Source organism: Legionella lytica, from assembly GCF_023921225.1.
Lineage (GTDB): Bacteria > Pseudomonadota > Gammaproteobacteria > Legionellales > Legionellaceae > Legionella > Legionella lytica.
Genome location: NZ_CP071527.1, coordinates 2,583,653 through 2,607,997 on the forward strand (window position 1 = coordinate 2,583,653; position 24,345 = coordinate 2,607,997).

A 24,345-nucleotide genomic window follows, 5' to 3' on the forward strand; every position below is an offset into this window, starting at 1 on the left:
TGTATTACTCCTGATTTAATCCTGTTGATTAACGTAAAACAAAACCATCATCCAAACTAGCCTTCGCAATAATTTCGCGCATAATTTCATTCGTTCCCTCAAGAATCTGATGGACTCTTAAATCTCTAAAAATACGTTCAATTTGATAATCACGTAAGTAACCGTAACCACCGTGCAATTGCATCGCTTTGTCACTAATATTAAAAGCGACATCAGTGGCCATGCGCTTTGCCATAGCGCAATACATTGGTGCATGTGGCTCATCTTTATCCATCGCGGCCGCAGCGCGATAAACCATTAAACGAGCCGCTTCAAAATCCGTGAGCATATCAGCAAAATAAAAGCGTAAGGCTTGCATTTCACTTAATTTTTTACCAAATTGTTTACGCTCATGCATATATTGCTGAGATAAACGTAAACAAGCAAGTGCCCCCCCCAAGGAACAGGAAGCAATGTTAATTCGTCCACCATTCAAAGCATTTAAAGCTATTTTAAACCCCATTCCTTCATCACCTACTAAGTTACTTACCGGAACGCGGCAATTTTCAAAAAAGACCATTGAGGTGGGCTGACTATGCCACCCCATTTTTTTCTCTAGCTTACCAAAACTTAAACCTGGAGTACCTTTTTCGATTAATAAGCAGGTGATTCCATGATGGCTTTCGTCACCTGTACGCACCATACATAAATAAACATCACTGACCGAACCACCTGAAATAAATGATTTTGAACCATTGAGTACATAATGGTCGCCATCTTTAATTGCTTTGGTTTTTAAGGAGGCGGCATCAGAACCTGATTCAGGCTCCGTTAGACAATAACTGGAGAATACTTCCATTGCGGTTAATTTAGGACCCCACTTAGCTCTTAGCTCTTGTCCTGCATAGCGATCGACAAGGGTAGCAACCATATTATGTATAGAAAGATAGGCGCTGGTACTAATACAACCGGTTGCCAGTTGCTCAAATAACAATGCAGAGTCGAGTCGAGTTAATTGAGAGCCGCCAATATCTTCACGGGCCATCATACCAGCCATTCCTAATGCGGCTGCTTCACGTAAAATTTCAATTGGAAACTCGCTGTGCTCATCCCAATGTTCCGCCATAGGGGCCAATTTGTCACGAGCAAAATCCGCAGCCATCTCCTGAATCTCGAGATGTTCCTCTGTGAAATTAAAGTCCATAAACCATCCTTAGAAATTTTGTTATAATCAGTATATATCTTACAAAAAAAAGCAGTTGACTCATAACGCAAATGACTAATGTCCTGAAAAATTTTAAAATTCAATACACTAAACATTCGAAAGTAAGAGACCAACTGTTTTAGGTTTATATACCTGAGGTATAGAAACTCTATATTATTTCCAATTTTTTCGAGCCGGAAAAGAGTTATGTTGCAAATACTTTCTTTACAATACCATAATTATTGGCTTAACGAAGTCTTGGGCTAGGATTATGATGCGAAATGAACTCCTCCATCAAGGCTTGCACATGAACAAATTACCCCGTGTATTTTATGAGCGTGACACAGTCACAGTTGCCAAAGAACTTTTAGGCAAATACCTAATTCATGAAGACCGCATAGGAAAAATTGTCGAAGTTGAGGCGTATATAGGCCAACATGATCTTGCCGCACATTCGTCTAAAGGTCTCACACCAAGAACCAAGGTGCTCTATGGCACTGCAGGACATGCTTATATCTATCTTATTTATGGAATGTATTATTGCACTAATGTCGTTACCGAAACGGAAGGCATCGGTTCCGGAGTGCTTATACGTGCTTTGGAACCAATACAAAATATTTACGAACGAACCCAAGGCCCAGGTTTACTCTCTAAGGCCATGCGTATTGATAAGCAACTCAATGCGCATGATCTGACGAGTGATAATTTTTATATTGCCAGCCTCGAAAACCAAGAACCCTTCACTATCATGGAAAAACCACGAATCGGGGTACACTACGCCCAAGAATGGGCAGAAAAATTATTACGCTTTTACATCAAAGATAATACTTTTATTTCCAAGCCATGATGATATGATTGCAAGCCTTAAGGGCCTGTGAAAAACAAGAATAAGCATATGGAAACATTAGCGCCAACCATGTCTGCCAATAAAGAAGCACTGGCAGTACTCAAAGAATATTTTGGTTTTGACTCCTTCAGAACGCCACAAGAAGATATTATTAATGATGTTATTGCTGGACTTGACGTACTCGTATTAATGCCCACTGGCGGTGGAAAATCGCTTTGCTATCAAATTCCCTCTCTCGTCCGACCTGGCGTTGGCATTGTCGTATCCCCCCTTATTTCCTTAATGGAAGACCAAGTAACAGCCCTTAAATTGCAAGGTATTCGCGCAGCCTACTATAATTCATCGCTAAGCAGTGAAGAAGCAAAACAAGTCTTAGCCCAATTACATAATGATGAACTTGATTTATTGTATATTGCCCCGGAACGCATCATCAGTCCTGCCTTTATTGAACGCTTGCAAGAATGCCACATTTCCTTATTTGCCATTGATGAAGCGCATTGTATTTCACAATGGGGGCATGATTTTCGCCCAGAGTACGCTTCTTTAGGATTGTTAAAAAGCCATTTTCCTGGAATTCCGGTGATTGCTTTAACCGCAACTGCAGATAAACAAACCCGTCAAGACATTGTGGTTAAATTAAATTATGCACCGAAAAAATACATTGCCTCATTCAACCGTCCGAACATCCATTATAAGGTAGTACCCAAAACCAGTGTTATCAAACAACTAAACCAATTTTTAGAATCAGTAGAACAACAATCAGGTATTATCTATTGTGGTACCCGAAATAGCGTGGAAAACGTAGCTGAAAAACTACAAGACTTAGGGTTCAAAGCCCGCGCCTATCATGCAGGACTATCGCATAAAGAGCGAAAAGAGGTACAAAATTTATTCCGCTATGACCGCATTGATCTCGTTGTTGCGACCATTGCTTTTGGCATGGGCATTGATAAACCAAATGTACGCTTTGTCATTCACCATGATTTACCTAAAAACATTGAAGGCTATTATCAAGAAACTGGGCGCGCCGGACGTGATGGCTTACCCGCTAAAGCCCTACTGTTATACGATGCAGCAGACAGTGCCCGCTTACGCTCCTGGATCATGAGTACCCCAGGAGAGGAACAACGTCGGGTAGAAAGCAACAAGCTCAATCATATGCTTGCTTTTGCTGAAGCCTCTCATTGCCGTCGGCAAATCCTATTACGGTATTTTGATGAACCTTGGGATAACGAATGCAAATATTGTGATGTTTGCGATAGCCCACCCATAACCGCCGATGCAACAGAGGATGCCCAAAAATTTTTATCCTGTATTTACCGACTGCGTCAAAATTATGGACTTACTTATACCATTGAAGTTTTACGCGGCAGTAGTTCGGAGAAAATCAAACAATTTGGCCATGAGCAATTAAGCACATTTGGAATCGGCAAAGATAAATCTGCTCATTATTGGAAACAATTAGCATGGCAACTTATTCATAAAGATTATTGTTTCCAGGACATTGGCCATTTTAATGTACTGCGCTTAACGCAAAAAGCTATTCCCCTACTCAAAGGTGAGGAAAAAATTTCATTAACGATTCCTAACAATGATCTGCAAAGCACCAAAAAGAAAAAGAAAGAACGTTTGCCGTTTCAATCCAGCAACAGTCCTTTATTTGAAGTATTGCGTGCCTTAAGACGAAAGCTTGCTGATGAGGAAAATAAGCCGCCATTTATGATCTTCAGCGACGCAACCTTGCAAGCCATGGCTGAAGCGAAACCACAAAATACAGAGCAACTACTTGCCGTACCCGGAGTGGGCCAACATAAGTTAGCCCATTATGGTAATGATTTTCTTAAAGCCCTTAACGAATTTAACGAACACGGGTAATTGCACAGCCTAATACCTTGCGATATTCTAAATCTTGCTAATAAACACGTCATTCCAAGGGGCACAGCCACTAAGTCAAGGAAATTTTTTAATAATCTAGGCGGGGTGTATGGCCCAACATTGAAGTGTGCTTCGATGCCATGTTGGGTCATGGGCCAAACCTACAATGTATTAATATAATCCTTAACTAAATGCTAGTAAGCCTAGGGAGATTACGATAAGGCTTTTCTGAATAGAGCATGAACCAACCTAGGGTGTCTTATCCTATTCAGGAAATCCCTTACTTCGTTCGGGATGACGCTAATGCAGAAGTGAATACGATACTTCTGCCCCACAATCAAAGGAGATGTGTTCATGACGAGCTTAAAAGATTTAGTTAAAACAATTAATGAAAATGAAGAAATTGGGAGCTTTTCAAAATCACATAAAACTGTAGGTGGCAGCCACACATATAGAATCCCCTTTGCATTAAAGCCCTCCCAACAAATTATCGCAGCTCTTGGTGGTCCTGAAACCTATGATGATAAACACGTATTACTTACTGCTAAAAAAGATATAAAAACAACGGACAACCCCAAAGTAAAAGTAACCAGTTTTTCCCAGAACACATCCGAAAGTACATTAACTCTTAGTGGAAAACGCCTAGACCGCCTATTCAGCAGCGCTAAAATTTATGTAGATACCAGTATTTTTCCCTCTGGCCACTATAAAAAAACACTAACGGAAAAATTAGCCACGCAAAAAAAATTACCAAAAGAAAATAACAAAGTGGATTGGGAAAACCTTGCTGTTGCCGTCTGCCATGCACAAGAAATCGACTTACTAATAACAACCCATGTAAGTAGCCACGGAAGAGCTCATACCACCATTCGGCCCAATGCCAGCATTCATTCAAATGCCTCAGCGTTCCTTCTCCTTTCTAGCCCGAAACTTAATCTCAATAGCGATCACAGCAAAGCACTAAAAGAGAAAAGCGAACAATTAAAGTTTCTTACCAGCATGTATCGTAACCTCTTCAATGCAGCGGTTTCTGAGCAACGTGAGTATCTAGTGATGCCTGCAGCAGGACTAAGCAATCATGGTGGCAGTCCTCAGATGCACTTTAGTGCGCTAATGGTCGTAGCTCATGAATATCCAACTTTAAATATTATTTATAATGCGGATATCCATAAAGACGCTTTTGATAGCGCATTAAAGACTGCAAACAATCCTGCTAATGTCGCACGTACGACGAAAGATATTATTGCTGTTGCAGACTATTTAATGAATATTGAGGGGAAATCCTGTGCTATTTATAACCCTTCAAGCAGTAATGTAGTCTATGGGCTTAGTGATGTGGGAGAACACTGGCAATCTGCGCCTCATACTATAGGAGCTAATCCAGGAAAAACGTTACAAGCCTATATTGGTACTGTAACAACTGCTCCATTAAACAGTTATGGTATTAATCCAGAAGCCTTTGCAACCATCATAGAACGCAACTTGGCTCAACTTACGGCAGCACAAAAAAATGAGAGTAGCCCCGTAAATACTACTCCAAACACGATAGATGAAGCGGAAAAAACACCTATAGAACCTGAAGAGCACGATACCGTTGAAACACCTGCAGATCCTGTGCTTCCCCCACCTGTGCCGGTGAAGACTCCTATTCCTACCCGCCAAGATATACCTGTGACGAATGCTCAACCCTCTTCGGAACAAAAGCCAGTACCCTCTTCATCAATCGATATTCCAGTGATAGAACCCATTCCACCCCAAAGAAAATCCTCTTCAGGTTCCATTGGTATGTTTCCTCAGCCCAAATCAAGTAGCGATACCTCAGTTCAAAACTCATCATTAAATCCTGAACAACTAAATGAGGTTAATGATGCAATTAGTAGTTTGTTTAAAGAAATTCATAGCTGCTGGCCTTATCCTAATAAGGGTTTAAAGCAGACGAAAATGGATGCTCTTAATGCTCTGATAACTAACTCATATACGATGAGTGTGGCTAAGGCAGTGGAAAGGGTAAAAAATGACTATCCAACGGCACTATCTGGACATACCGTATTCGGACTTTCCAAAGCTGGATATGTAAGTACACGAACTCGAGATTTATTAGATAGGTTAGAAGCAGCGGAGGCTCGGTTAATGCTAGAGCAATAATACTCTAGTTGCTTGCTATGGATAGCGAGAGGGGTCTGATTGCAAGCACTTACTTAAAAAACAGAAGAATTCGCTGCGCTGTATCCAGGCTATATTTAAAATTGCCTGGATGCAGCGCAGCGAATTCCTTAAGCAGTGCCCTTAGTTGCAAGCAGCCAGGCTAGAATCAACTATTCCAAATCTTGAGCCACTTGTTTTATAAACTCTTTAAATGGTTGTTCCAATTCAGGACGTTTCAACGCGTAAGTTACATTTGCTTTGATATAACCTATCTTCGAACCACAATCAAAATGCGAACCATTAAAGCGATAAATGTGAACATTTTCTCGTGAGAGTAAGCCGTGAATTGCGTCGGTAAGTTGTAATTCATTATTCTTAGTTATGGTGTTTTTTTCTAATACACTAAAAATTTCTGGCGGGAGAATATAGCGACCTAATATTGCTAAATTCGAATCAATTTCATTAGCCGTAGGTTTTTCAATCAATGCCTCCACCTTAGTTTCATCGGGGTCATTGCTGCGCAAAGCAACAATTCCATAATGCTGGCGCATGCTTGGGTCAACCTCTTTTGTTGCTAAGACGCAAGAGATATCCTCATTCGACTCATATAATGAAATCATATTTTTTAAACAGGAGCTATTAGGTTCTTCCATCAAATCATCAGGCAGAATCACCGCAAAGGGTTCATTACCAATTAGTTTTTTGGCACATAAAATTGCATGTCCGAGCCCTAATAAATCGACTTGTCTTAGATAAACATTAGTTACATTTGGAGGTAATATATGATGGATTAATGAAAGTAATTGTGACTTCCCATCCTGACTTAATTTATTTTCCAAATCCGTGTTTTTATCAAAATAATCTTCAATATCAACTTTATTTTGACTAGTCACGAAAATAAGCTCATTAATACCTGCATCAATTGCTTCTTGAACGGCATATTGAATTAATGGGGTATCAATTACAGGCAACATCTCTTTTGGAATTGTTTTAGTGATAGGGAGAAAACGTGTACCAAACCCCGCTACTGGAAATACAGCTTTTGTAATAGAACCCTTCTGTCTCATGGAACGATACTCCTTTATCACCACAGCTTTAAACTGAGTATAGTTAACAGAAATGAAAGTGCCAAAAAAGAATAATATTATTTATTTTCAATCACTAAATAAGAACAAAACAAAATCTACATGATAAAAAAAAGAACAAATTAGCTAACTGATCTATACTTATTTTCATTGGTGTTTTTTTGAGCAATGATGATCATTATTAATTTGCCTCTCCGAGGTTTTGATCCTACAGAAACGGCAATACCTTGGTATTTTTTATCAAAAGCCAATATCCGAGTTGCTTTTGCCACTCCAGATGGGCAACCAGCACATGCAGATGAGCGAATGACCTATCAAGGACTTGGTTTATTGTCTCCCTTCTTAATGACACGTAAGAAGGTACTGCAACAGTACCAGGAAATGATCCAAACACAGGAATTCAAGAATCCTCTTTCTTACCAAGAAATCAATACTGATTCCATTATGGGAATGGTTTTTCCTGGCGGACATGGAGAAGGCATAAAATCCATGTTGGAATCGACCCTGTTGCAGCAAAAAATAGTTGAGTGTTTCGACCAAAATAAGGTGATTGCAGCTTTATGTACTGGGGTACTTACAGTTGCCCGCAGCATTGATCCTAAAACGCAAAAATCGGTTCTTTTTAATAGAAAAACAACTGCTGTAACCCGTTGGATGGCCAATGGAAAACATCTGCAAAGACAGCTCTTTTGCTGAACTGGGTTTTGACTCTTTGCTCATGGCCGAACTAATTAGCCGCTTAAAATTAGAATTGCCCGAACAGATTGAATTGCCCATACAAGACATTTTAGCTATTTCTGATGTAGCCTCTTTAATTGACCTCATCCAGAAACAACTGAAAGGCACTAATATTCCAGAAAAATCAATGAAACCCGCACTTCCTACCAAAGTTTATTCTTCGGAAGAACAACGATGGATGGAGTTAAAACACTTACCTGAATATCAAAAAATACAACAAACACGCACGATGCTGGGAGAGGAACTTGCAGCACAATTGTATTTTAATACCATCAACGGCATTTCTGATAATTGCATTCAGTTAGAACAAACAAGCCTCATTAATTTTTCTGGATACAATTATTTAGGTTATTCGGGTGATGAACGTGTCATCAAACTGACCTGTGATGCGATAAGTAATTATGGTACCTCCGTATCAGCAAGCCGATTAATTTCCGGGCAAAAACCAGTTCATATGCAATTAGAACAATCCATTTCCGATTTGATTAGTACTGAAGACACTGTCGTATTTTCTGCTGGACACGCGACGAATATTTCAGTTATTACCCATTTATTCGGCATGGAAGATGTTATCTTCCATGATGCCTTGATTCATAATAGTTCGTTACAAGGTGCTATTTTCTCCAAAGCCAAACGTATCCCCTTCCCTCATAATGATTTTAATACCCTAGCCAAATTAATGGCAACAGAGCGTTCGCATTACCGGCGAGCTCTAGTGCTAATTGAAGGCGTTTACAGCATGGACGGAGATATCGCAAATGTGCCTGAGTTTATCAAAGTAAAAAACCAATATAATGCGCATTTAATGATTGATGAAGCTCATTCTATTGGCGTGCTCGGTGAACATGGCGCGGGCATCTGTGAATACTTCAATTTGTCCGCAAATGATATTGAGCTGTGGATGGGCACCCTTAGTAAGGCCTTTGCAAGCTGTGGGGGATATGTTTCCGGTAAAAAAGAATTAATGGATTATATTCGTTACAGCTGTGCCGGTTTTGTCTTTTCTGCAGGCATATCTCCTGCGAACACCACCGCCGCGCTGGCTAGTATCCAACTATTAAGGAAGGAACCACATAGACCCCGACTATTACAAAAAAATGCACAAAGGCTACTGCTTGATTTAAAAAGCCATGGAATCAATACAGGTGCCAGTGAGAATACCCCGATTATTCCTATCATCATTGGAGATGAGAAAAAAACAGTACAACTCTGCCTAAACTTGCGTCAGCAAGGGGTCTATACACACCCAATTATTTATCCTGCTGTAGAAAAAGATATGGCACGCATTAGATTATTTATTAATTACATGCACACCGAAGAGCAATTAGCGTATACAGCAGAAATGATCTATAAATATTTAGCTTAAAACGATTAGTGAACGATGTTAATCGCATCGTTCACTAGTATAAAACCAACTCCCTTAATACCGCTGTTGCATAAGACCCCGCCGGTAAATTAAATGACAGCTCTGCGATCTGGTCTTGAATCACACAACCAAATTGTTGCACGTGCAAAATATTTGCCCGCCACGCTTCTTCTAATCCTAAACGTTCTAATCCAGCTAACCAGGATTGCCAATCAGCATAGATTTTCTCGATCAGTACCGAAGCTTCTCCTTGAAGCTTATGCTTACTTTTTCCCGGCAAAGGGCTAGCAGGGGAAATGTCCTTTTCCTTAATACGCTGCCTTAGTTCTTCTTGTACTTCATCAATAACAAAAATACTCTTTGAGCCACTAAGTTGCATCACATCACCTGTTAAAGGAGTATTCCAATTTTGCTCACGAACACGATGTGCCAAAATTAAATTGAAAATCCATGAGCGTGCGGCAGAACAATACATTCCTTTACGAAAACGGTCTTTTACTTTTCGTCCTTGCACCAGCATCTCTTCAGCGCGACGGAGATTGCCTGCATCATGGCCGAAACGTTGCTCACCAAAGTAATTTGGTACCCCTGTTTTTTTAATTTCTTCTACGCGCTGTAAAAAAGCTAACTCATCAGTCAGTTCACGCAAACGAATAACAAACTGGTTACCCGTTAAAAACCCCGGTTTAAGCTTTTTATGATGACGTGTACATTCTAAAACACGCCATCCAGGCGCGGAAAGCTGCTCAATCCCAGGAATTTCCTCTCCTGGCGCATGCACGCTTAGCCATTGAGTGGTTAATGCTTGGCGATCTTTTAGCCCAGCATAACTAATCATTTTAATTGGCTTATTAATTAAGGAAGCAAGCGATTTCACCACCTCTTCAGTATTCAAACCACTTTTCTCTATTCTTAAAAGAATATGCTCACCCTGACCACTAAAGGGTGTATCAAAGAATTCGTTAACCTGAAAATCTTCAGGTACGTATTTAAAATGTGCAGTAGATTGTGGTAAACCATAAACCCGTGCCCAATCCAAAGAATACATTATTACAACCACCTATCTAAAAAATATCGGAAAAACCACCTGAACTAACAAATTTAAAGTGCATAGTTTAAAAATAATCCGTAAAATCTATAGCATTTGCAGTTAACTCGGATAGATTAACATCGAAACCTAGGTAGAAACTAGGGGCTGTTACCCGTCGCCTTCGGCAACATATAACAACGAGAGAGAAAGAATGAATCGCCCAACTGAACTAAACTCATGGAAAAAGCTTAAAGGATGTGCCGCAAGTTTATCTAAATCATCTTTATCACAAAACGCATGCGTTTCAAGCGAACACCTTACTCTGGATTACAGCGGACAGCCAATTAGCGAATCAATATTAAACCTATTACTTGAACTTGCTCATGAAAGCAAATTGTCTGAGCATATGCATGCCCTACTTGAAGGTAAGCACGTTAATAATACAGAAAACCGCCCAGCCTTACATACTGCCCTACGTGCTCAGGCACACGATGCAATTTATGTTAATGGCCATAATGTTGTTGCTGATGTCACTGACGTGCGCCATAAAATGCAGGCGATATCCACCCAGATTAGAGAGGGAAAATGGTTAGGTTACACGGGTAAACCAATTACCGATGTAGTTAATTTAGGAATTGGCGGGTCCATGCTTGGTCCCTTCTTTTGTATCGATGCCCTGAGCGATTACGTTACGAATCAATTAAATTTTCATTTTGTTGCGGAAGTTGATCCGAATGCCTTTGCACGCGTCAGTGCCAAATTAAATCCTGAGACAACTCTATTCATTGTCTCCTCAAAATCATTCACCACACCAGAAACTTTATACAACATGGAAAAAGCTTTGGCGTGGATGAATCAAGACCAGCATGTAGATAAACATTTTATTGCCATCACCGCCAACGTAGAAAAAGCCGGTGAACTGGGCTTTAAACAAATTCTTCCTATTTGGGATTGGGTTGGCGGTCGTTATTCGGTTTGCTCTTCCATTAATTTAATTACCTGTATTGCTATAGGTTATGAGCATTTTTCTGCTCTGCTTGAAGGCGCCAACAGCATGGATCAGCATTTTAGAAGCACCGAATTTTCCAAAAACTTACCCATTCTTTTAGCTTTGTTAGGTATTTGGAATATCAACTTTTTAAATAATAATAACTTATTAATGCTGACATATTCTGAGGATTTAAAATACCTAGTTCCCTATCTGCAACAGCTGGATATGGAAAGCAATGGAAAGTCAGTGAATAAGCAAGGGCAGCGTGTTAATTACGATACAGGCCCTATTATTTGGGGAGGACCAGGAAATCATGCCCAGCACAGTTATTATCAATTACTGTGTCAGGGAACACGCAAAATTGCTGCGGATTTAATCAGCGTTAAAACCTTTGATCAAGAGCCCATTAACAAGATGTGTCTTGGTCACCGAAAAGTACTCACCCAAGGAGTTGCTACAGAGGATAATCCTTACAGCTATGTGCATGGGGAAGTTCCTGTAAATCATCTTTCCTTAGCAGATTCTTCTCCGAGAACACTCGGCGCGCTTATTGCCTTGTATGAACATAAGATTTTTGTGCAAGGAGTAATCTGGAATATTAATTCATTTGATCAGCCAGGAGTTGAAAGCGCTAAGAAAATATTTAAACAATACACCTAGGTATCCATATGAACAATCAAAAATCTATTTCTCTTATCGGCGCGGGCCATCTTGGCCGCGCGTTGCTGTGCGGATTAATCAAAAGTGGCTATCCCACTCAATCAATTACAGTCAGTAATCGTAACCAAGACAAATTAAATCGTCTGGTGCATGAATTGAATGTGTTACCCGCAAGCAATAATGACGCAGTCGATGCAGGCGAAATAGTCATCTTAGCAGTAAAGCCTCAATTTATGCAGGATGTATGTCAAGAAATCGCCGCTAAAGTGCAAATGAAAAAGCCTCTTATTATTTCACTGGCTGGAGTAACAGAAATAGAACAGATCGCTCAATGGCTTGGAGTCACTGATTTAAGCATCATCCGAGTCATGGCTAATACGCCTATGGAATTTTGCAAAGGAACCTCTGCCCTTTTTGCAAATTCATGTTCCTCAGATGCCCATAAAAAAATAACTGAAGCACTCTTTAACGCTGTAGGTTCTGCATTCTGGGTTGAGAAAGAACAACTTTTAGACCCACTCACAGCCGCTATTGGCAGTGCCCCAGCCTATGTATTCTTATTCATGGAAGCGCTACAAAAAGCGGCTGCCAGCCAAAATATTCCTGATGAGTTAGCAGAGAAAATAGCCATTGATGTAGTAAGTGGTGCTGCGGTCTTAGCAAAACAATCAAACTACTCTTTTGCTGAATTACGAGCCGGGGTAACAACCCCTCATGGCATTACCGAACACTCATTAAAAACCTTAGATATGGAAGATTTTTTTACCCGTTTTAAGAACATATATCAGGCTGCAAATGAGCGTATTGAACAAATTAAATCGAAGTAAAGCCTAGAGACCCCATAAAGGAGCTCTGTCTCATTCAAAAGCTCCTTCCTTACCCCTCTGGATGCCCTGTTCCTTTGCCTCTATAGAGCCCATCAGAAAAAACAAAATACAAGCACAAACTTTTATTATTGCTCTTTTGGTGTAAAATTAAATCAAATGCACATCAATAATGTCTCCCATGCCTAACTCTACCTTCGATGCCCGTTTTCTTCAAAGTAGCCACACTATAGCTCCAGTTAATCAACAACAGCTCTCCGCATTCTATAATGAAGCGGCACCGATTTATTTTGAGGCTACCGACGATCCGGATACAAACGCACAATTACAGGCCTTTAAAGCAAGCCCTTCGTACGAACCATTTCAGCAACAATACCAGTATCTATTAACCTGTATTAGTGAATGGTGCGTAGCTAATAATGTTCCACTAAAAGAGGTTTGGAGCGACGACAACGAGCCAAAAAGGCTTTCAGCATTTCAACTACTTGATACTCGTATGTTTGGCCCAGTGGATTTTTTCAGTACTCGAGCAACTATACTTTTTAGCGAAGGTAAGCAGTCTTTAGAAGAATTATACATTTTACTAAATGATGAACGAATTCCGTTTGATAGTAAAAAAAATGTGTTAATGAACTTCCAACAAGGGATGGTGGTCTGTGGCGATGGCTCTTTAACCAATATTGTTGATGCTAAAGATGATTTAAAGGCAGCAATAGGCCTTGATGCAACCATTGCAGCAGCTAAGAAAAAACTGATTCAGCAAGAAATATTGCATTTCATCCAGTTGAAACACTTCCACATAAGGCCAGGCAACGAAATACACCTTGTTAATGCATTCTATGATGTTGTAGCAGAAAGTTATGGGATGTCCAAAAGAAATGATAACGTTAAAATACCCGGCGCTGAAAAATATTCAGACCAGCTTGTAGCGCATCTAAATGCCCAACTAACTCCACAGATTGTCATTCGCCTTTTAACAGAACAAATACATCTAGATGTCCTGACTATCCAAGCAAACCTATTTAAAGGACGAGAATCAGTAGATTGGTCAGCTAGTTTCATTAATGAAGCAGAAAAACTGATTAACTCATTTAATGATCGGTATAGCCCTTTAATTACGATTGATATACACTCAATAATTCAAAGTGATGAAGACGCTTTGGTACTTGCACCCAAGCCAATTAATGAAACTGCGCTCCAAGTAACCGTCATAAAACAATTCCACACATTATTTTGTAAGCAGAATATGCTATCCAATGTCATAACACTGGCGGATGGGCCTAGAAGCCTAAACTATATTGAGTCATTTATCTGGATTGAAGAAGGCTCAGAAATAACAAGTTGTACACCCCAACAGTTTTTTGCGTCATATCTTCAAGCTAAAACTCCCTTTAAACGCGAGCAGCCCTCATGGCGGCCCAACATAGCGCCCCAAGGACTCATGCTACTGAACCAGTTATGGACCTACTACCCCACTTATAAAAATGAATTGCTGCAATGTCTTTATGAGCCTAATGTCGATGTTGCTTATTTGTTGTCGGGATCTAATGTGGAGCTCATAGAGGCAATCTTGCACAATCAACTTCAACCCCAAAACAAATTTTCATTTGTTGTAGATATGAATGTAGTGCGCTTATTGAATAGAACAGAAAGATTTGACCTATTGAAACAACTAAGTCAATGCGGAATAATTGATACCTATACACTAGTACTAAATAAAGAATATGCACTGCTAGACTCCTTGCTGCAGCACGAGGTATTAAGCCCAGCTCATTTTGAGCGCCACTACCACATCACAAGTTCTCTAAAAATATACGAAACCATATATTTATTAGCCTCTAGGAACCAATTTGACTTGATTGGCAAGCTATCCGATAAAGGCTTAATTTCCCAAGAAATGCTTCGATACACTTCAAACAATATTACAACCTCCGTATTAACTACATTATATGTTCAGAAAAAAATGGACCTTATTAAACAACTTTTTCGCAATGGCTCATTAACTACGTTACAACTTGCTACCGATAATAAATGGGAAATTCTTAGCTCATTATTAGCAGAAAATGCAATTAACTTGGAGCATTTGAGCTATAGAGCAGCGAGCGGTACTCATTTTCAACAAAACACTATTTTCATTTTAGTCATTAATAATCAAAAAGATTTGCTCTTGAGTCTCCTTAATCGGCAATTACTCATACCCGAGCAATTCGTTGCCAAAGCAGGGAGTGGTGTTTATAAAGGACGGACCGCTCTGGATTTACTTCTTCAAAAAGGTGAGTTTGATTTAATTAAATCACTGCTTGAGCAAAAAGTAATTAATATCCTAACGATTGCTGAACACAAAGAGTTTTCCGCATTAGATAAGTTAATCGATCTCCAAGTGCTAAGCCGCGACGATTTAAGTGAAGAAGTTAGAACAGCAAAAACCACTAAATCTACTCTCAAATTTATTGTTCGCCATCAAAGATATGATTTATTGCAAAAATTGGCTGATCAAGGTGTGTTGATAGAGGCTCATCTTTCTCTACAATTAGCACCAGGTAAGAATCTTGCACAACTGTTGCATGAAAATCAACAACAGGGTTTACTACAGCAATTAAACAGTGCAGCAGAAATACGCGAAGCTCCTACACAAATGGACGTGGATGAGAGAGGATATATTGAAAATCCTCCAAATAGGCCTAAGAGAACCAGAAACAAAGAAGAATTTGAGCTAGAGCTAGCACAAGATGCACCTGCAGTTAAAAGACCCCTTACCTTCTTTGCTGAGGTTCCTGAGCCTAATAAGGATGCTGCTCCATCTAATGATAGGGCAGCCGGCACTTATAAAAAGCGTTAAGTGACGATTGATTTATTGTTGGGCTGCCGTAGTGCCCAACAAGCGTAACTTGAAATAATCTCCATGCTGGGCTCTGTGGCAACCCCAGCTCCTAAGGCTAACACTAACCCAAGGTAGCAAGAGGTCGTACCCAAGGGTTAAGGCGCTTCAATGACGGTGGCAATTTTTTAATAGACTCCTGAGCATCAGTCATATTGCTGTATTCCCCAATCGTTAATACATACCAAATAACATTATGTTCTGTGTAATGGTTTAACTTTGCTGTGGAGTAGAGTAACTTATTGCTTTTGATATAGCGTTTCATATCAATTTTATCAGTGCTAGCAACCAATTGAATTGTATATAATTTTTCTTGCAAAGCCTGAGTAAGCGCGGCTTTGTTCTGCTCAATCGAGGCATGTCTTTGTGCCTGCTCAACAAGAGCAATAGTAGCTCCGTTAGCTTCTTTGCTAATCACATCTAAATTTTGTTTTACCGCTAAAGTATGCTCAACCAATTCTCGTGTAGCTTCCTCTTGCCATGAAGGAATTTGGCTAACTAATGTTGCTTGTTGGACCGGTTTAGCCGCTGCAGCAATTACCCTATTTGTAGAAGGCTCTTGATTAAACGCTTTGGCAATAAATAAACAGCAAAGTGTAGAAAGCACTGCACTCCCTACGGGAATACCGAATTTTTTCACTTTATCAAGTGTTGTAAGTTCTTTCTTATTAGCAAAGTTAAAAATGAATGATTCTAAACTCGAATTGATCTTAGCAACATTTCCCTTAGTTAGCTGATAAATTTTTTTAAACTGGGCTTCGGACAGTGGTTTGTTAATCAAACGCGAAGCGGTTGCCCGTTCAAGTACATAAGTTCTTGTCTCAGCTTCAGTTAATGCGTTCAACTCAATGGTATGCACTAAACCATTAAAGAATGATGCGGAGAACCCATTTAACGCAGCGACAATCGAATAATCGGACAATAAACATAGATGAAAGAAATTAAAACCTTCCTGGTTTTTAATTGCTAACATGACCTCTTTAATAAAGACTTCTGGTAAATGCTGAGCATCATCAATCAGCAAGAGAACATGTGCTCTACGCTCATTAATTTGTGCAACCAAGGAGGACATATCCGTATGTTCATCCTGCTTCAAATGAAATTGCTCAGCAATACTGCTGATAATATCTTCACGATTACAGGGGGCTTTTATGGTGATTAAGAGTGGATTTATTTGCGGATCTAAATGCTCTTGCAGTAAGGAAGCAAATGAAGTTTTCCCCCCAGCTTTTTCAGACAATACGGTAATCAACGTATTGTTAAAAAGAATCAAATGATTAATGAACTCAATCTTTGACAACCAAGAGTCTGGTTTTAACAATATTCTAGGTTGTATCACAGCTGCTAATTCAGACTGAAACAATCCATCCCTCATTTTTACTCTCCTTCAACTGCAACACTCAGCGTATCATATAAACTATCTTCTGTTACCTGCTCTTCCAGATAACAATCTCCTGGATTTCTAATCAGCACAAAACGTAAACAATTATTTTTAATTTTTTTATCTAAACTCATCAGCTCTCTTAATTTTTGCAAATCAATAGCTGCTGGAATTTTATGAGGTAGTCCCGCATCACGTAACATTTGTTCAACGAAATTAACGAGCGGCTCCTTAATCAAACCGATTTTATGAGACAACACCGCGGCGCAGTATAAACCTATAGCAACTGCCTCACCATGTAACCACTGCTGATACTGAGTATAAGCCTCTAAAGCATGAGCAAAGGTATGGCCAAGGTTTAATAAAGCACGCTGCCCTCTTTCTTTTTCATCCGTCTCCACAAAACGGGCTTTAATCTGGCAACATGCAGCAATAAGCTGCGGTAACTCTGGGCTCTTAGCAGTTAAACCTTGCTTTAATGCCTGGCTTAATTGCGCTAAAAAATCCCCGCCAGCAAGCAAACCATATTTAATTATCTCCGCAACACCTGCGCGAAACTCCCGTTCGGGTAAAGTATCTAAAGTAGCTGTATCAATCAACACAGCCTGCGGCTGATAAAAACTGCCAATTAAGTTTTTACCTTGAGGATGATTAATTGCAGTTTTTCCCCCCACCGAAGCATCAACCTGAGCCAATAAAGTAGTTGGTATTTGGATAAAACCAACCCCTCGTTGATAGGTTGCAGCAGCAAAACCAGCCATATCACCAACTACCCCTCCACCTAAGGCGATAATGGTGGTATCTCGATGATGTTTATTTTGAATTAATGCATCATAAATGGCAAACAAACTGTGTTGATTTTTATGCTGTTCTCCATCTTCTAAAATAACTACATCGCATTGAATCCCGCTCAATGCTGATTGTATGTAATTTAAATAAAGTGGAGCAACAGTGTAGTTCGTGACAATAAGTGCTTGAGGAGACTTCACGAAGGTTCGCAACCAATCAGTGCAGTCCAAACCATCGCGACAGATACTAATAGAATAACAATGCCCGGTTAATGAGACATCAACCTGCTCATAAACCTTAAAGTTCGCCATAAATATATTTTATTATATTATTTGCTACCGCTTTAACTGTTAATTTATCTGTTTCAAAACTTACATCGGCTAACTCATCGTAGAATGGCTCGCGCTCATCTCTTAATGATTCTAATCGTCCCTCAAGATCATTCGTTTGCAACAAGGGGCGTTTCGTATCACGCTTGGTTCGCTCAAATTGTTGCTGTAATGATGTTTTGAGGTAAATAACAGTCCCTCGTCCAGCAAGTGCGTTTCTATTTTCAGGCGTAATTACAACCCCACCACCAGTGGCTAAAACAATATTGGTCTTTTGCGTTAACTCATCAATAACTTTTTGTTCACGGCGTCTAAATCCTTCTTCGCCTTCAATATCAAAGATCCAAGATATATCTGCGCCAGCGCGCTCTTCAATGACCTCGTCTGAATCAAAAAATTCTAATTTGAGCTCCTTTGCCAAAGCACGACCAATTGTGCTCTTTCCAGCACCCATAGGCCCAATCAGAAAAATATTTCGTACTTTAACTATGCTCATTTTTTATTACATACCTCTTCTACTGTGATGTCATAAATTAAACATGTTATTATAACAATAAATCCCACTATCCGCAGTCATTAACTGGGCTATTTGTAGGAGAATTATCAACTATTCCTAAAACTACGTTGAATATTCTACACAAATACAGGACAAAAACCCATAAAATTATTTAATATGAGTTGGATATAACAAATAATACTATTTTTTATATCGATTTTGCGCCAAAATTGACAAACTAGACACCCCTCTCGCCCTCCTCTGAAGGCTAAATGACTGTCCTTATCCAAATCTTACTTTTCTCGGCGAGTGTTCACCAAGGAATTTATTATTTTCGGCGTAATGAAAATAAGCAACTCATCATTCTTCAATGAAACTTGCGTATTTCGAAATAAATTCCCAACAACAGGCAGCTGCCCTAAAAAAGGTATTCTTGTGATTGTCTTACTCTTGTCCTGCTGATAAATACCACCAAGGACAATAGTCTGACCATTACTTACTAGCACATTTGTCTTAATTTCCTTTGTAAGTATAGCAGGAACCCCGTTAAATAGTTGCGTTGATGCAGTATCTTGATTAATTTTTAATTCCATCAAAATTTTACTATCCGGAGTAATTTGTGGGGTTACTTTTAAGCTCAAGACCGCTTTTTTAAAAGATACTGACGTTGCCCCACTAGCCATCGCCTCCTGATAAGGAATTTCTTGCCCTGAATTAATTAAAGCGGGTTGCTGATTCGTCGCGATCAATCTTGGGCTAGATATTAATTCAGCGCGCCCCTCGCTTTCCAAAGCAGAAAGCTCCAAATCAAGTAAGATGTTGTCACTCAGTTTTGCAAGCGCGATTCCGACAGAAGCAGGATTCATTCCCGCAATGGGAACAGCAACCAAATCTAAATTTAATCGTTGCGAATAAGGATTTACATCCGCAGGTTGAATGCCCTGCCCCATTTGATTCACACCGGCCAAAGTTCCACTCAACCTGCCTGGTTTGGAAACGCCCCAGCGAATCCCTAGATCACGAGAAAAATCCTTAGATACTTCAACAATACGTGCCTCAATTAAAACTTGTTTGACTGGCACATCCAACCGGTTCACTAGCTGACGAACTGCTGCAATTTTAGCAGCGCGATCTTGAATCCAAATAGAGTTAGTACGCACATCAGCGCTAATCTTTCCCTCTTCAGAAAGCACAGAGTTGTGGCTATCGTTGACTAACGCCACAATATCAGTCGCTTTAGCATAATTAATTTGGAGTAACTCAGAGCGGACTTGCTCACTATGTTGTCGCTTTTTACTGTGTAGTGATCTAGGCTTAGCTTTCGATGCCTTGGTATCAATCAAGATGACATTATTTTCTGCATGCATCTCCAAACCATGAGTTGTTAAAATAATATTCAAGGCTTGCTCCCAAGGAATATCATTTAAGCTCAAAGTAATATTCCCATGGACTCGCTTACTTACCACAATATTCAAATGAGTGAACTCAGCAATTACTTGTAATACGGCACGAACACTGATGTTTTGAAAATTAAGCGAAATATGTTTGCCAGCAACACGACTTTTTTTATCTTCCTGTTGTAGAAGTACCGGTCGGCCAATTAGGTTTAGGGGATGCATACTATGCTGCGCAGATACCGCCGTAAAACTAGCAACTATTAAACTGATGAACACGACAATCTTTTGCACCATTACTCCTGTTTTTCTGTATACAATTTCAGAATAATTCTATGCTTTTCCCTAGCACCAGAACTGCTCTTGATGGTTTCCTCTAAGCGGATTGCATCCATGTTAATTGCTACAACACGCCCCCCACCTTTTCCCAGATAATCCCCAACATGCACTTGAGTAATCAATGCTTCAGGCCCTGCAATTAATCCTAAACGTCGCCTTCCTTGCATTAAAACTCCAACCAATTTTAATGACTGTAAGGGATAAGCCTCTAAGCACTTTTTTCCAGGCGGTAAACCTGGCTTTTGCAAACCAGTGGGGTTAAATGGATTCCGTTGCTTCATCGCATTGGGAGTTTTTAAAGGGGCTATCTGATTTAATAGAGGATTGGCAGGTACAGGCTTTTGTTTTCGGTGCGTCACCTGTTGTATATACTGCGCTAAATCATGATTATCATTGGAGCATGCCCCCAATAATAAGGAAAATATACAAACTAAAATTTGTGATTTATGATTCATTTATTGAGTACGGTAGCGGTATACTTTAGCTGTGACATTCATCACGAGCACATCTTCACAGGCTGGTTGATTACAACGTGACAGCCCCCCTTTAATGCGAAAATCATGAAAAGTAACAATACGCTCCATAGTTACTATTCGCCTTAGAAATGAAGCTAATTGAAAATAATCTCCCTCAATAGAAATTTTTATTGGCAAGATGGTATAAAACCCATGTACCTCTTCAGGTTGAGGTGCAAATAAGAGAAACTTAAGACCAGAAACCATTCCCGTTTTCGAAATCTCTTCTAATAAGCCATAAAGTTCATTTTCTGTGGGCAAGTACTTAAGTAAGGACGTAAACTGTTCTTTCAACTTAAACAGCTGATGACGATAAGCATCTAAATTAATCATCTGTCGTTGCTTAATTTCAAAATCTGCCTTCAAAGCAATTTCTTGAGCTTGTAACTCCTTGTAACTAATAAAATTACTATGAATTACCAAGCAATATCCCATAATAACAATTAAACTACTCAAGCCAATTAACAGTCCTGTTTTTACTGCTGCTGGCCACTGCCCTATGGTTTCTAAAGTGAGCTCGTGAAAAGGGATACGGCTCATGATTGTGTTCCAATTGAATGTTTAGACCCAAGCATAAATGTTAATTTAAAGCGACTACGTACTGACTGTTGCTTATCTTGTACTTGTTTAACAACGTGTAATATAGGGTGCTGAATCCATTCGTTGTGCTCCATATTTTGCAAAGCCCAAGAAACATCGATATTAGACTTAGCATAGCCAAATAAAGAAATCACATTATCCTTTTCTTCCACTTTACGCAGATAAATACCTGTCGGAACAACCCAAGTTAACTCATCAAATAAATGAACAATCAATTCCCGTCTTGAGAGTAATTGGTGTACCGTAGAAATTTGCGACAAGAACCTAACGCGAGTCTTTTCCAAAATTTTTAGTTCATTTATCTTACGCTCACAAACAGTCAGTTCCTGTCGCAGCATTTGGTTTCTGATACGCTGATTATTCGCTAAATTCAATACATAATAATTAATCGAGAGTATCGTTAATAAAGAGAGAGTGCCGCCAAAACTTAGTCGCCTGATGAAGGCTCTTCTTTCTTGCTGGCGTTTCTGATCACGCCAAGGTAATAAGTTAATTTGGACCATGATATTGAGCTATATTCCTTAAGGCTAATCCGCAAGCAACCATCAACTCTGGAGCGTCATGATATAGTGCACTCCGATTAACCCCCTCTCTAAAAATCATATGAGTAAATGGATTCGCAATAATTGCCGTGATTCCAATGTGCTCCTGAACCCTCCTTATTAACCCAGGGAGCCGTGCGAAACCTCCAGCCAATACGCTATGCGTCACTTTTGAGTCGTGATTTACCGAATCATAAAAGTGCAACGTATGTTTTATTTGCACAGCAAGATATTCTTCAAGAGCTTCTAGATCAGTAGGTACTTGCGTCCTAGCCAATGGTGTTTCTCTGGAGTAAACCAACTCCATTTTCTGTACTACTGACAAGTGGATGCACTGAGCATTAAGCTGAATAACCGCAATTATTTTATCGAGCATGTCGTCAGGTAAATCACGGCTCAATTGCTGTGTTGCACGAGCAACAGCATAAGAAGCAACATCGACACTATGCACTTGCAAGCCAGCCGTGTTCACCAAAGCAACCAGATTCATTACCTGTTCGGCACGTGAGGCAACAATGAGCACATCAACTAGAGAAGCATTCTTTCTTGAAGGCCCGATAATTGCAAAATCAAGATAGATTTCATTTATAGGGTAAGGAATGTATTTATCTGCCTCGAGATAAATGAACTCCTCAATTTCGGCATCATTTAAATAGGCCTCGATCTGGATTGTTTTGCTAATAATCACCGCATCAGGAAGCGCCAAAGCGACCAGCTTGCAATTAGGTTGCACCTGATGAACCAACTTTTTAATTGTATTGGGAACTGCATCAATGGTACCCAAAGCATTAGGCAATAAGAGTTCGCGCCCATAACATTCGACACAAAGAACTCCATCATCTTCAGACAGCGCCAACATAGTTATCGCTGTTGAGGTTATATCCAGTCCTATAATTGAATTTCGCTTAGGTTGAACCATGTCATGCAGGCCTCGTATTCCATTGAGTAACCTATGCATCACAAAAACTCCATAAATCTAGCAGCGAATAGTAACGTAACTTTATAACAAATTGAATATTTTTTTTTTACGTAGTAAACGTCTTGAACTCCAAGAAAACATTTAATATAGTAAGAAATCAATCTGTCATGGAATTTCACATTTGTTTTATGGAGGAAGAGTTATATGGCGCATTCATTAAATGATTTAATTACATCGCTTGCAACGATTTTAATTCGTTATCACGACAGCCAAGGAATCAATGTTTGTATTAAAGAAAGTGAACCAACCGCAATAAAAAAAGCCTCTCGTGAATACGCAATGAAATTGTTGCAATCAACTGATTTTGAGCAAGAATTTGAAAAGCTTAATGACGAATGCACAAAGAAATACACTGAACGCAAGGATTTACTTAAATTTATAAAAGATGAAATAGTGGAACTCAAAAAGATATCGGAACGAACCACTCCGTTTAGCGAAGGGGGTTCAGAAACTGATGAGTTAAGTGAATATAAAGACAAAGTAGCTCTATTACTCTTTGATTTTGTAAATTTACTGACTACTCTAAAAACCGCTATTTATCCTGTTCATGTCAAAGTACTTAATGGTCCGAAAGAAACGACTCTAGGTTTATTAGGAATGAAAATCAATACAGGCTTTATGTATGGATTTGGTATGATAAAAAGCTCTCCCTTATCTCCATTTTGTAACTCTGGAGATTTGCTCAAAGAAGAATTACTGGAACGATTCAACCTTTCTGAAAAATCGATACGCTCGGAGATTAAAGTGGTCGCCGATCTCATCTGCGAAGGCCATCAACATGCTCTAATGGCAGCGAAACATAAAGAATTACAAACCACCACTACAAGCAAACCAGAAGCGCAAGATGAACAAGAAATTAGTTCTTTAAATACCGAGATAAAACTTTTAGAAGCAAAGCTTAGCGAAAAAGAAGAAAAGTTGCTGCAATTACAAAATACTATTAATGAGCTACAACAGAAAATAGAAGTCGATGCGCAAGAGAGTAAAGTGCTAGAAAGTAAGCTTGTGGAAAAAGAAAAGGCATTAAAAGAGGCTGAGGTTACCATTGAAGAGCAAAAGCTCGCCATGGAAAAAATGCAAGAAGAGTTAAAATCCCTCAAAGAAGCAAAAGCAAGACCAAGCAATTCTAATAACATTCTTCCTCCCTTCTATACCACCAGTAGATTCCCATATCCGCTAATGTATGGCATCACTAAGGCTATGAGGGATGAGCCTAAGCAGGGTAATACATCATCCCCACTAGACGAGCCCCATGATGCAACGTTCGATCTTTAATTAATTCGTGATACGTAGCCATATTAGCCGCGCTAATATGGGCTACTCTTTCTAAATAATCTAACCTAATTGCAAAATTCTGCT

Annotated in this window: 19 protein-coding genes and 1 pseudogene; 9 read left to right on the plus strand and 11 right to left on the minus strand. The window is 39.5% G+C overall.

Going from position 1 to position 24,345, the window contains the following annotated elements; all coding sequences use genetic code 11:
• Nucleotides 1–28: 28 nt before the first annotated feature.
• Nucleotides 29–1,183, minus strand: coding sequence for an acyl-CoA dehydrogenase family protein (locus J2N86_RS11410; RefSeq protein ID WP_252579591.1), 1,155 nt, complete (start codon nt 1,181–1,183; stop codon nt 29–31).
• A gap of 307 nt (nt 1,184–1,490) precedes the next feature.
• Here J2N86_RS11410 and J2N86_RS11415 point away from each other — a divergent pair, with 307 nt between their 5' ends.
• The 3 genes from J2N86_RS11415 to J2N86_RS11425 all read left to right on the plus strand — a co-directional run bounded on the left by J2N86_RS11415 (nt 1,491) and on the right by J2N86_RS11425 (nt 6,050).
• Entirely contained in the window at nt 1,491–2,030 is a 540-nt protein-coding gene (locus J2N86_RS11415) for a DNA-3-methyladenine glycosylase (protein WP_252579592.1), read from the plus strand.
• 48 nt (nt 2,031–2,078) lie between these two features.
• Complete coding sequence (gene recQ / locus J2N86_RS11420; RefSeq protein WP_252579593.1) at nt 2,079–3,905, plus strand: DNA helicase RecQ; 1,827 nt, start codon at nt 2,079–2,081, stop codon at nt 3,903–3,905.
• A gap of 354 nt (nt 3,906–4,259) precedes the next feature.
• On the plus strand, nt 4,260–6,050 hold the full coding sequence (locus J2N86_RS11425; protein ID WP_252579594.1) for a hypothetical protein: 1,791 nt from the start codon (nt 4,260–4,262) through the stop codon (nt 6,048–6,050).
• A gap of 170 nt (nt 6,051–6,220) precedes the next feature.
• Here J2N86_RS11425 and J2N86_RS11430 read toward each other — a convergent pair whose 3' ends face one another.
• A complete protein-coding gene (locus tag J2N86_RS11430; RefSeq protein ID WP_252579595.1) occupies nt 6,221–7,117 on the minus strand; it encodes a UTP--glucose-1-phosphate uridylyltransferase in 897 nt (298 codons plus the stop codon).
• 186 nt (nt 7,118–7,303) lie between these two features.
• Between J2N86_RS11430 and J2N86_RS11435 the strand changes: the two genes are divergently transcribed.
• The gene (locus J2N86_RS11435; RefSeq protein WP_252579596.1) at nt 7,304–7,831 is read left to right on the plus strand and encodes a type 1 glutamine amidotransferase domain-containing protein; all 528 of its coding nucleotides are present in this window, start codon (nt 7,304–7,306) and stop codon (nt 7,829–7,831) included.
• A complete protein-coding gene (locus J2N86_RS11440) occupies nt 7,797–9,239 on the plus strand; it encodes an aminotransferase class I/II-fold pyridoxal phosphate-dependent enzyme (protein WP_252579597.1) in 1,443 nt (480 codons plus the stop codon). The genes J2N86_RS11435 and J2N86_RS11440 overlap by 35 nt, the downstream gene beginning before the upstream one ends.
• Nucleotides 9,240–9,273: 34 nt before the next feature.
• On the opposite strand, the gene truD is transcribed toward J2N86_RS11440, so the two are convergent.
• Nucleotides 9,274–10,287 (minus strand): tRNA pseudouridine(13) synthase TruD, encoded by a 1,014-nt coding sequence (truD, locus tag J2N86_RS11445; RefSeq protein ID WP_252579598.1) that lies wholly within the window; start codon nt 10,285–10,287, stop codon nt 9,274–9,276.
• A gap of 193 nt (nt 10,288–10,480) precedes the next feature.
• Here truD and pgi point away from each other — a divergent pair, with 193 nt between their 5' ends.
• The 3 genes from pgi to J2N86_RS11460 all read left to right on the plus strand — a co-directional run bounded on the left by pgi (nt 10,481) and on the right by J2N86_RS11460 (nt 15,583).
• Entirely contained in the window at nt 10,481–11,920 is a 1,440-nt protein-coding gene (gene pgi, locus J2N86_RS11450; RefSeq protein WP_252579599.1) for a glucose-6-phosphate isomerase, read from the plus strand.
• An 8-nt stretch (nt 11,921–11,928) separates the two neighbouring features.
• Nucleotides 11,929–12,747: a pyrroline-5-carboxylate reductase gene (proC, locus tag J2N86_RS11455; protein ID WP_252579600.1), complete on the plus strand. Its 819-nt coding sequence runs from the start codon at nt 11,929–11,931 to the stop codon at nt 12,745–12,747.
• Nucleotides 12,748–12,925: 178 nt separating this feature from the next.
• On the plus strand, nt 12,926–15,583 hold the full coding sequence (locus J2N86_RS11460; RefSeq protein WP_252579601.1) for a hypothetical protein: 2,658 nt from the start codon (nt 12,926–12,928) through the stop codon (nt 15,581–15,583).
• A gap of 103 nt (nt 15,584–15,686) precedes the next feature.
• On the opposite strand, the gene J2N86_RS11465 is transcribed toward J2N86_RS11460, so the two are convergent.
• From J2N86_RS11465 to pilM, 8 genes and pseudogenes are all read right to left on the minus strand, one after another.
• Nucleotides 15,687–16,997 (minus strand): AAA family ATPase, encoded by a 1,311-nt coding sequence (locus tag J2N86_RS11465; protein ID WP_252579602.1) that lies wholly within the window; start codon nt 16,995–16,997, stop codon nt 15,687–15,689.
• Between the two features lie 2 nt (nt 16,998–16,999).
• Entirely contained in the window at nt 17,000–18,103 is a 1,104-nt protein-coding gene (aroB, locus tag J2N86_RS11470) for a 3-dehydroquinate synthase (protein WP_252579603.1), read from the minus strand.
• On the minus strand, nt 18,090–18,617 hold the full coding sequence (gene aroK / locus J2N86_RS11475) for a shikimate kinase AroK (RefSeq protein WP_040534720.1): 528 nt from the start codon (nt 18,615–18,617) through the stop codon (nt 18,090–18,092). Before aroK ends, aroB begins: the two co-directional genes overlap by 14 nt.
• 293 nt (nt 18,618–18,910) lie before the next feature.
• Nucleotides 18,911–20,197, minus strand: a pseudogene (locus J2N86_RS11480) (type IV pilus secretin PilQ); the annotation flags it as partial.
• 110 nt (nt 20,198–20,307) lie between these two features.
• Nucleotides 20,308–20,805 carry a pilus assembly protein PilP gene (locus J2N86_RS11485; protein ID WP_252579605.1) on the minus strand — a complete coding sequence of 166 codons (498 nt, stop codon included), beginning with the start codon at nt 20,803–20,805 and terminating at the stop codon, nt 20,308–20,310.
• A complete protein-coding gene (locus J2N86_RS11490) occupies nt 20,806–21,405 on the minus strand; it encodes a type IV pilus inner membrane component PilO (protein WP_252579606.1) in 600 nt (199 codons plus the stop codon).
• A complete protein-coding gene (locus J2N86_RS11495) occupies nt 21,402–21,968 on the minus strand; it encodes a PilN domain-containing protein (RefSeq protein ID WP_252579607.1) in 567 nt (188 codons plus the stop codon). Before J2N86_RS11495 ends, J2N86_RS11490 begins: the two co-directional genes overlap by 4 nt.
• Nucleotides 21,955–22,965, minus strand: a complete 1,011-nt coding sequence (pilM, locus tag J2N86_RS11500; RefSeq protein WP_252582447.1) for a type IV pilus assembly protein PilM — start codon at nt 22,963–22,965, stop codon at nt 21,955–21,957. Before pilM ends, J2N86_RS11495 begins: the two co-directional genes overlap by 14 nt.
• Before the next feature lie 165 nt (nt 22,966–23,130).
• Between pilM and J2N86_RS11505 the strand changes: the two genes are divergently transcribed.
• Nucleotides 23,131–24,261 carry a coiled-coil domain-containing protein gene (locus J2N86_RS11505; protein ID WP_252579608.1) on the plus strand — a complete coding sequence of 377 codons (1,131 nt, stop codon included), beginning with the start codon at nt 23,131–23,133 and terminating at the stop codon, nt 24,259–24,261.
• Nucleotides 24,262–24,345: the final 84 nt, after the last annotated feature.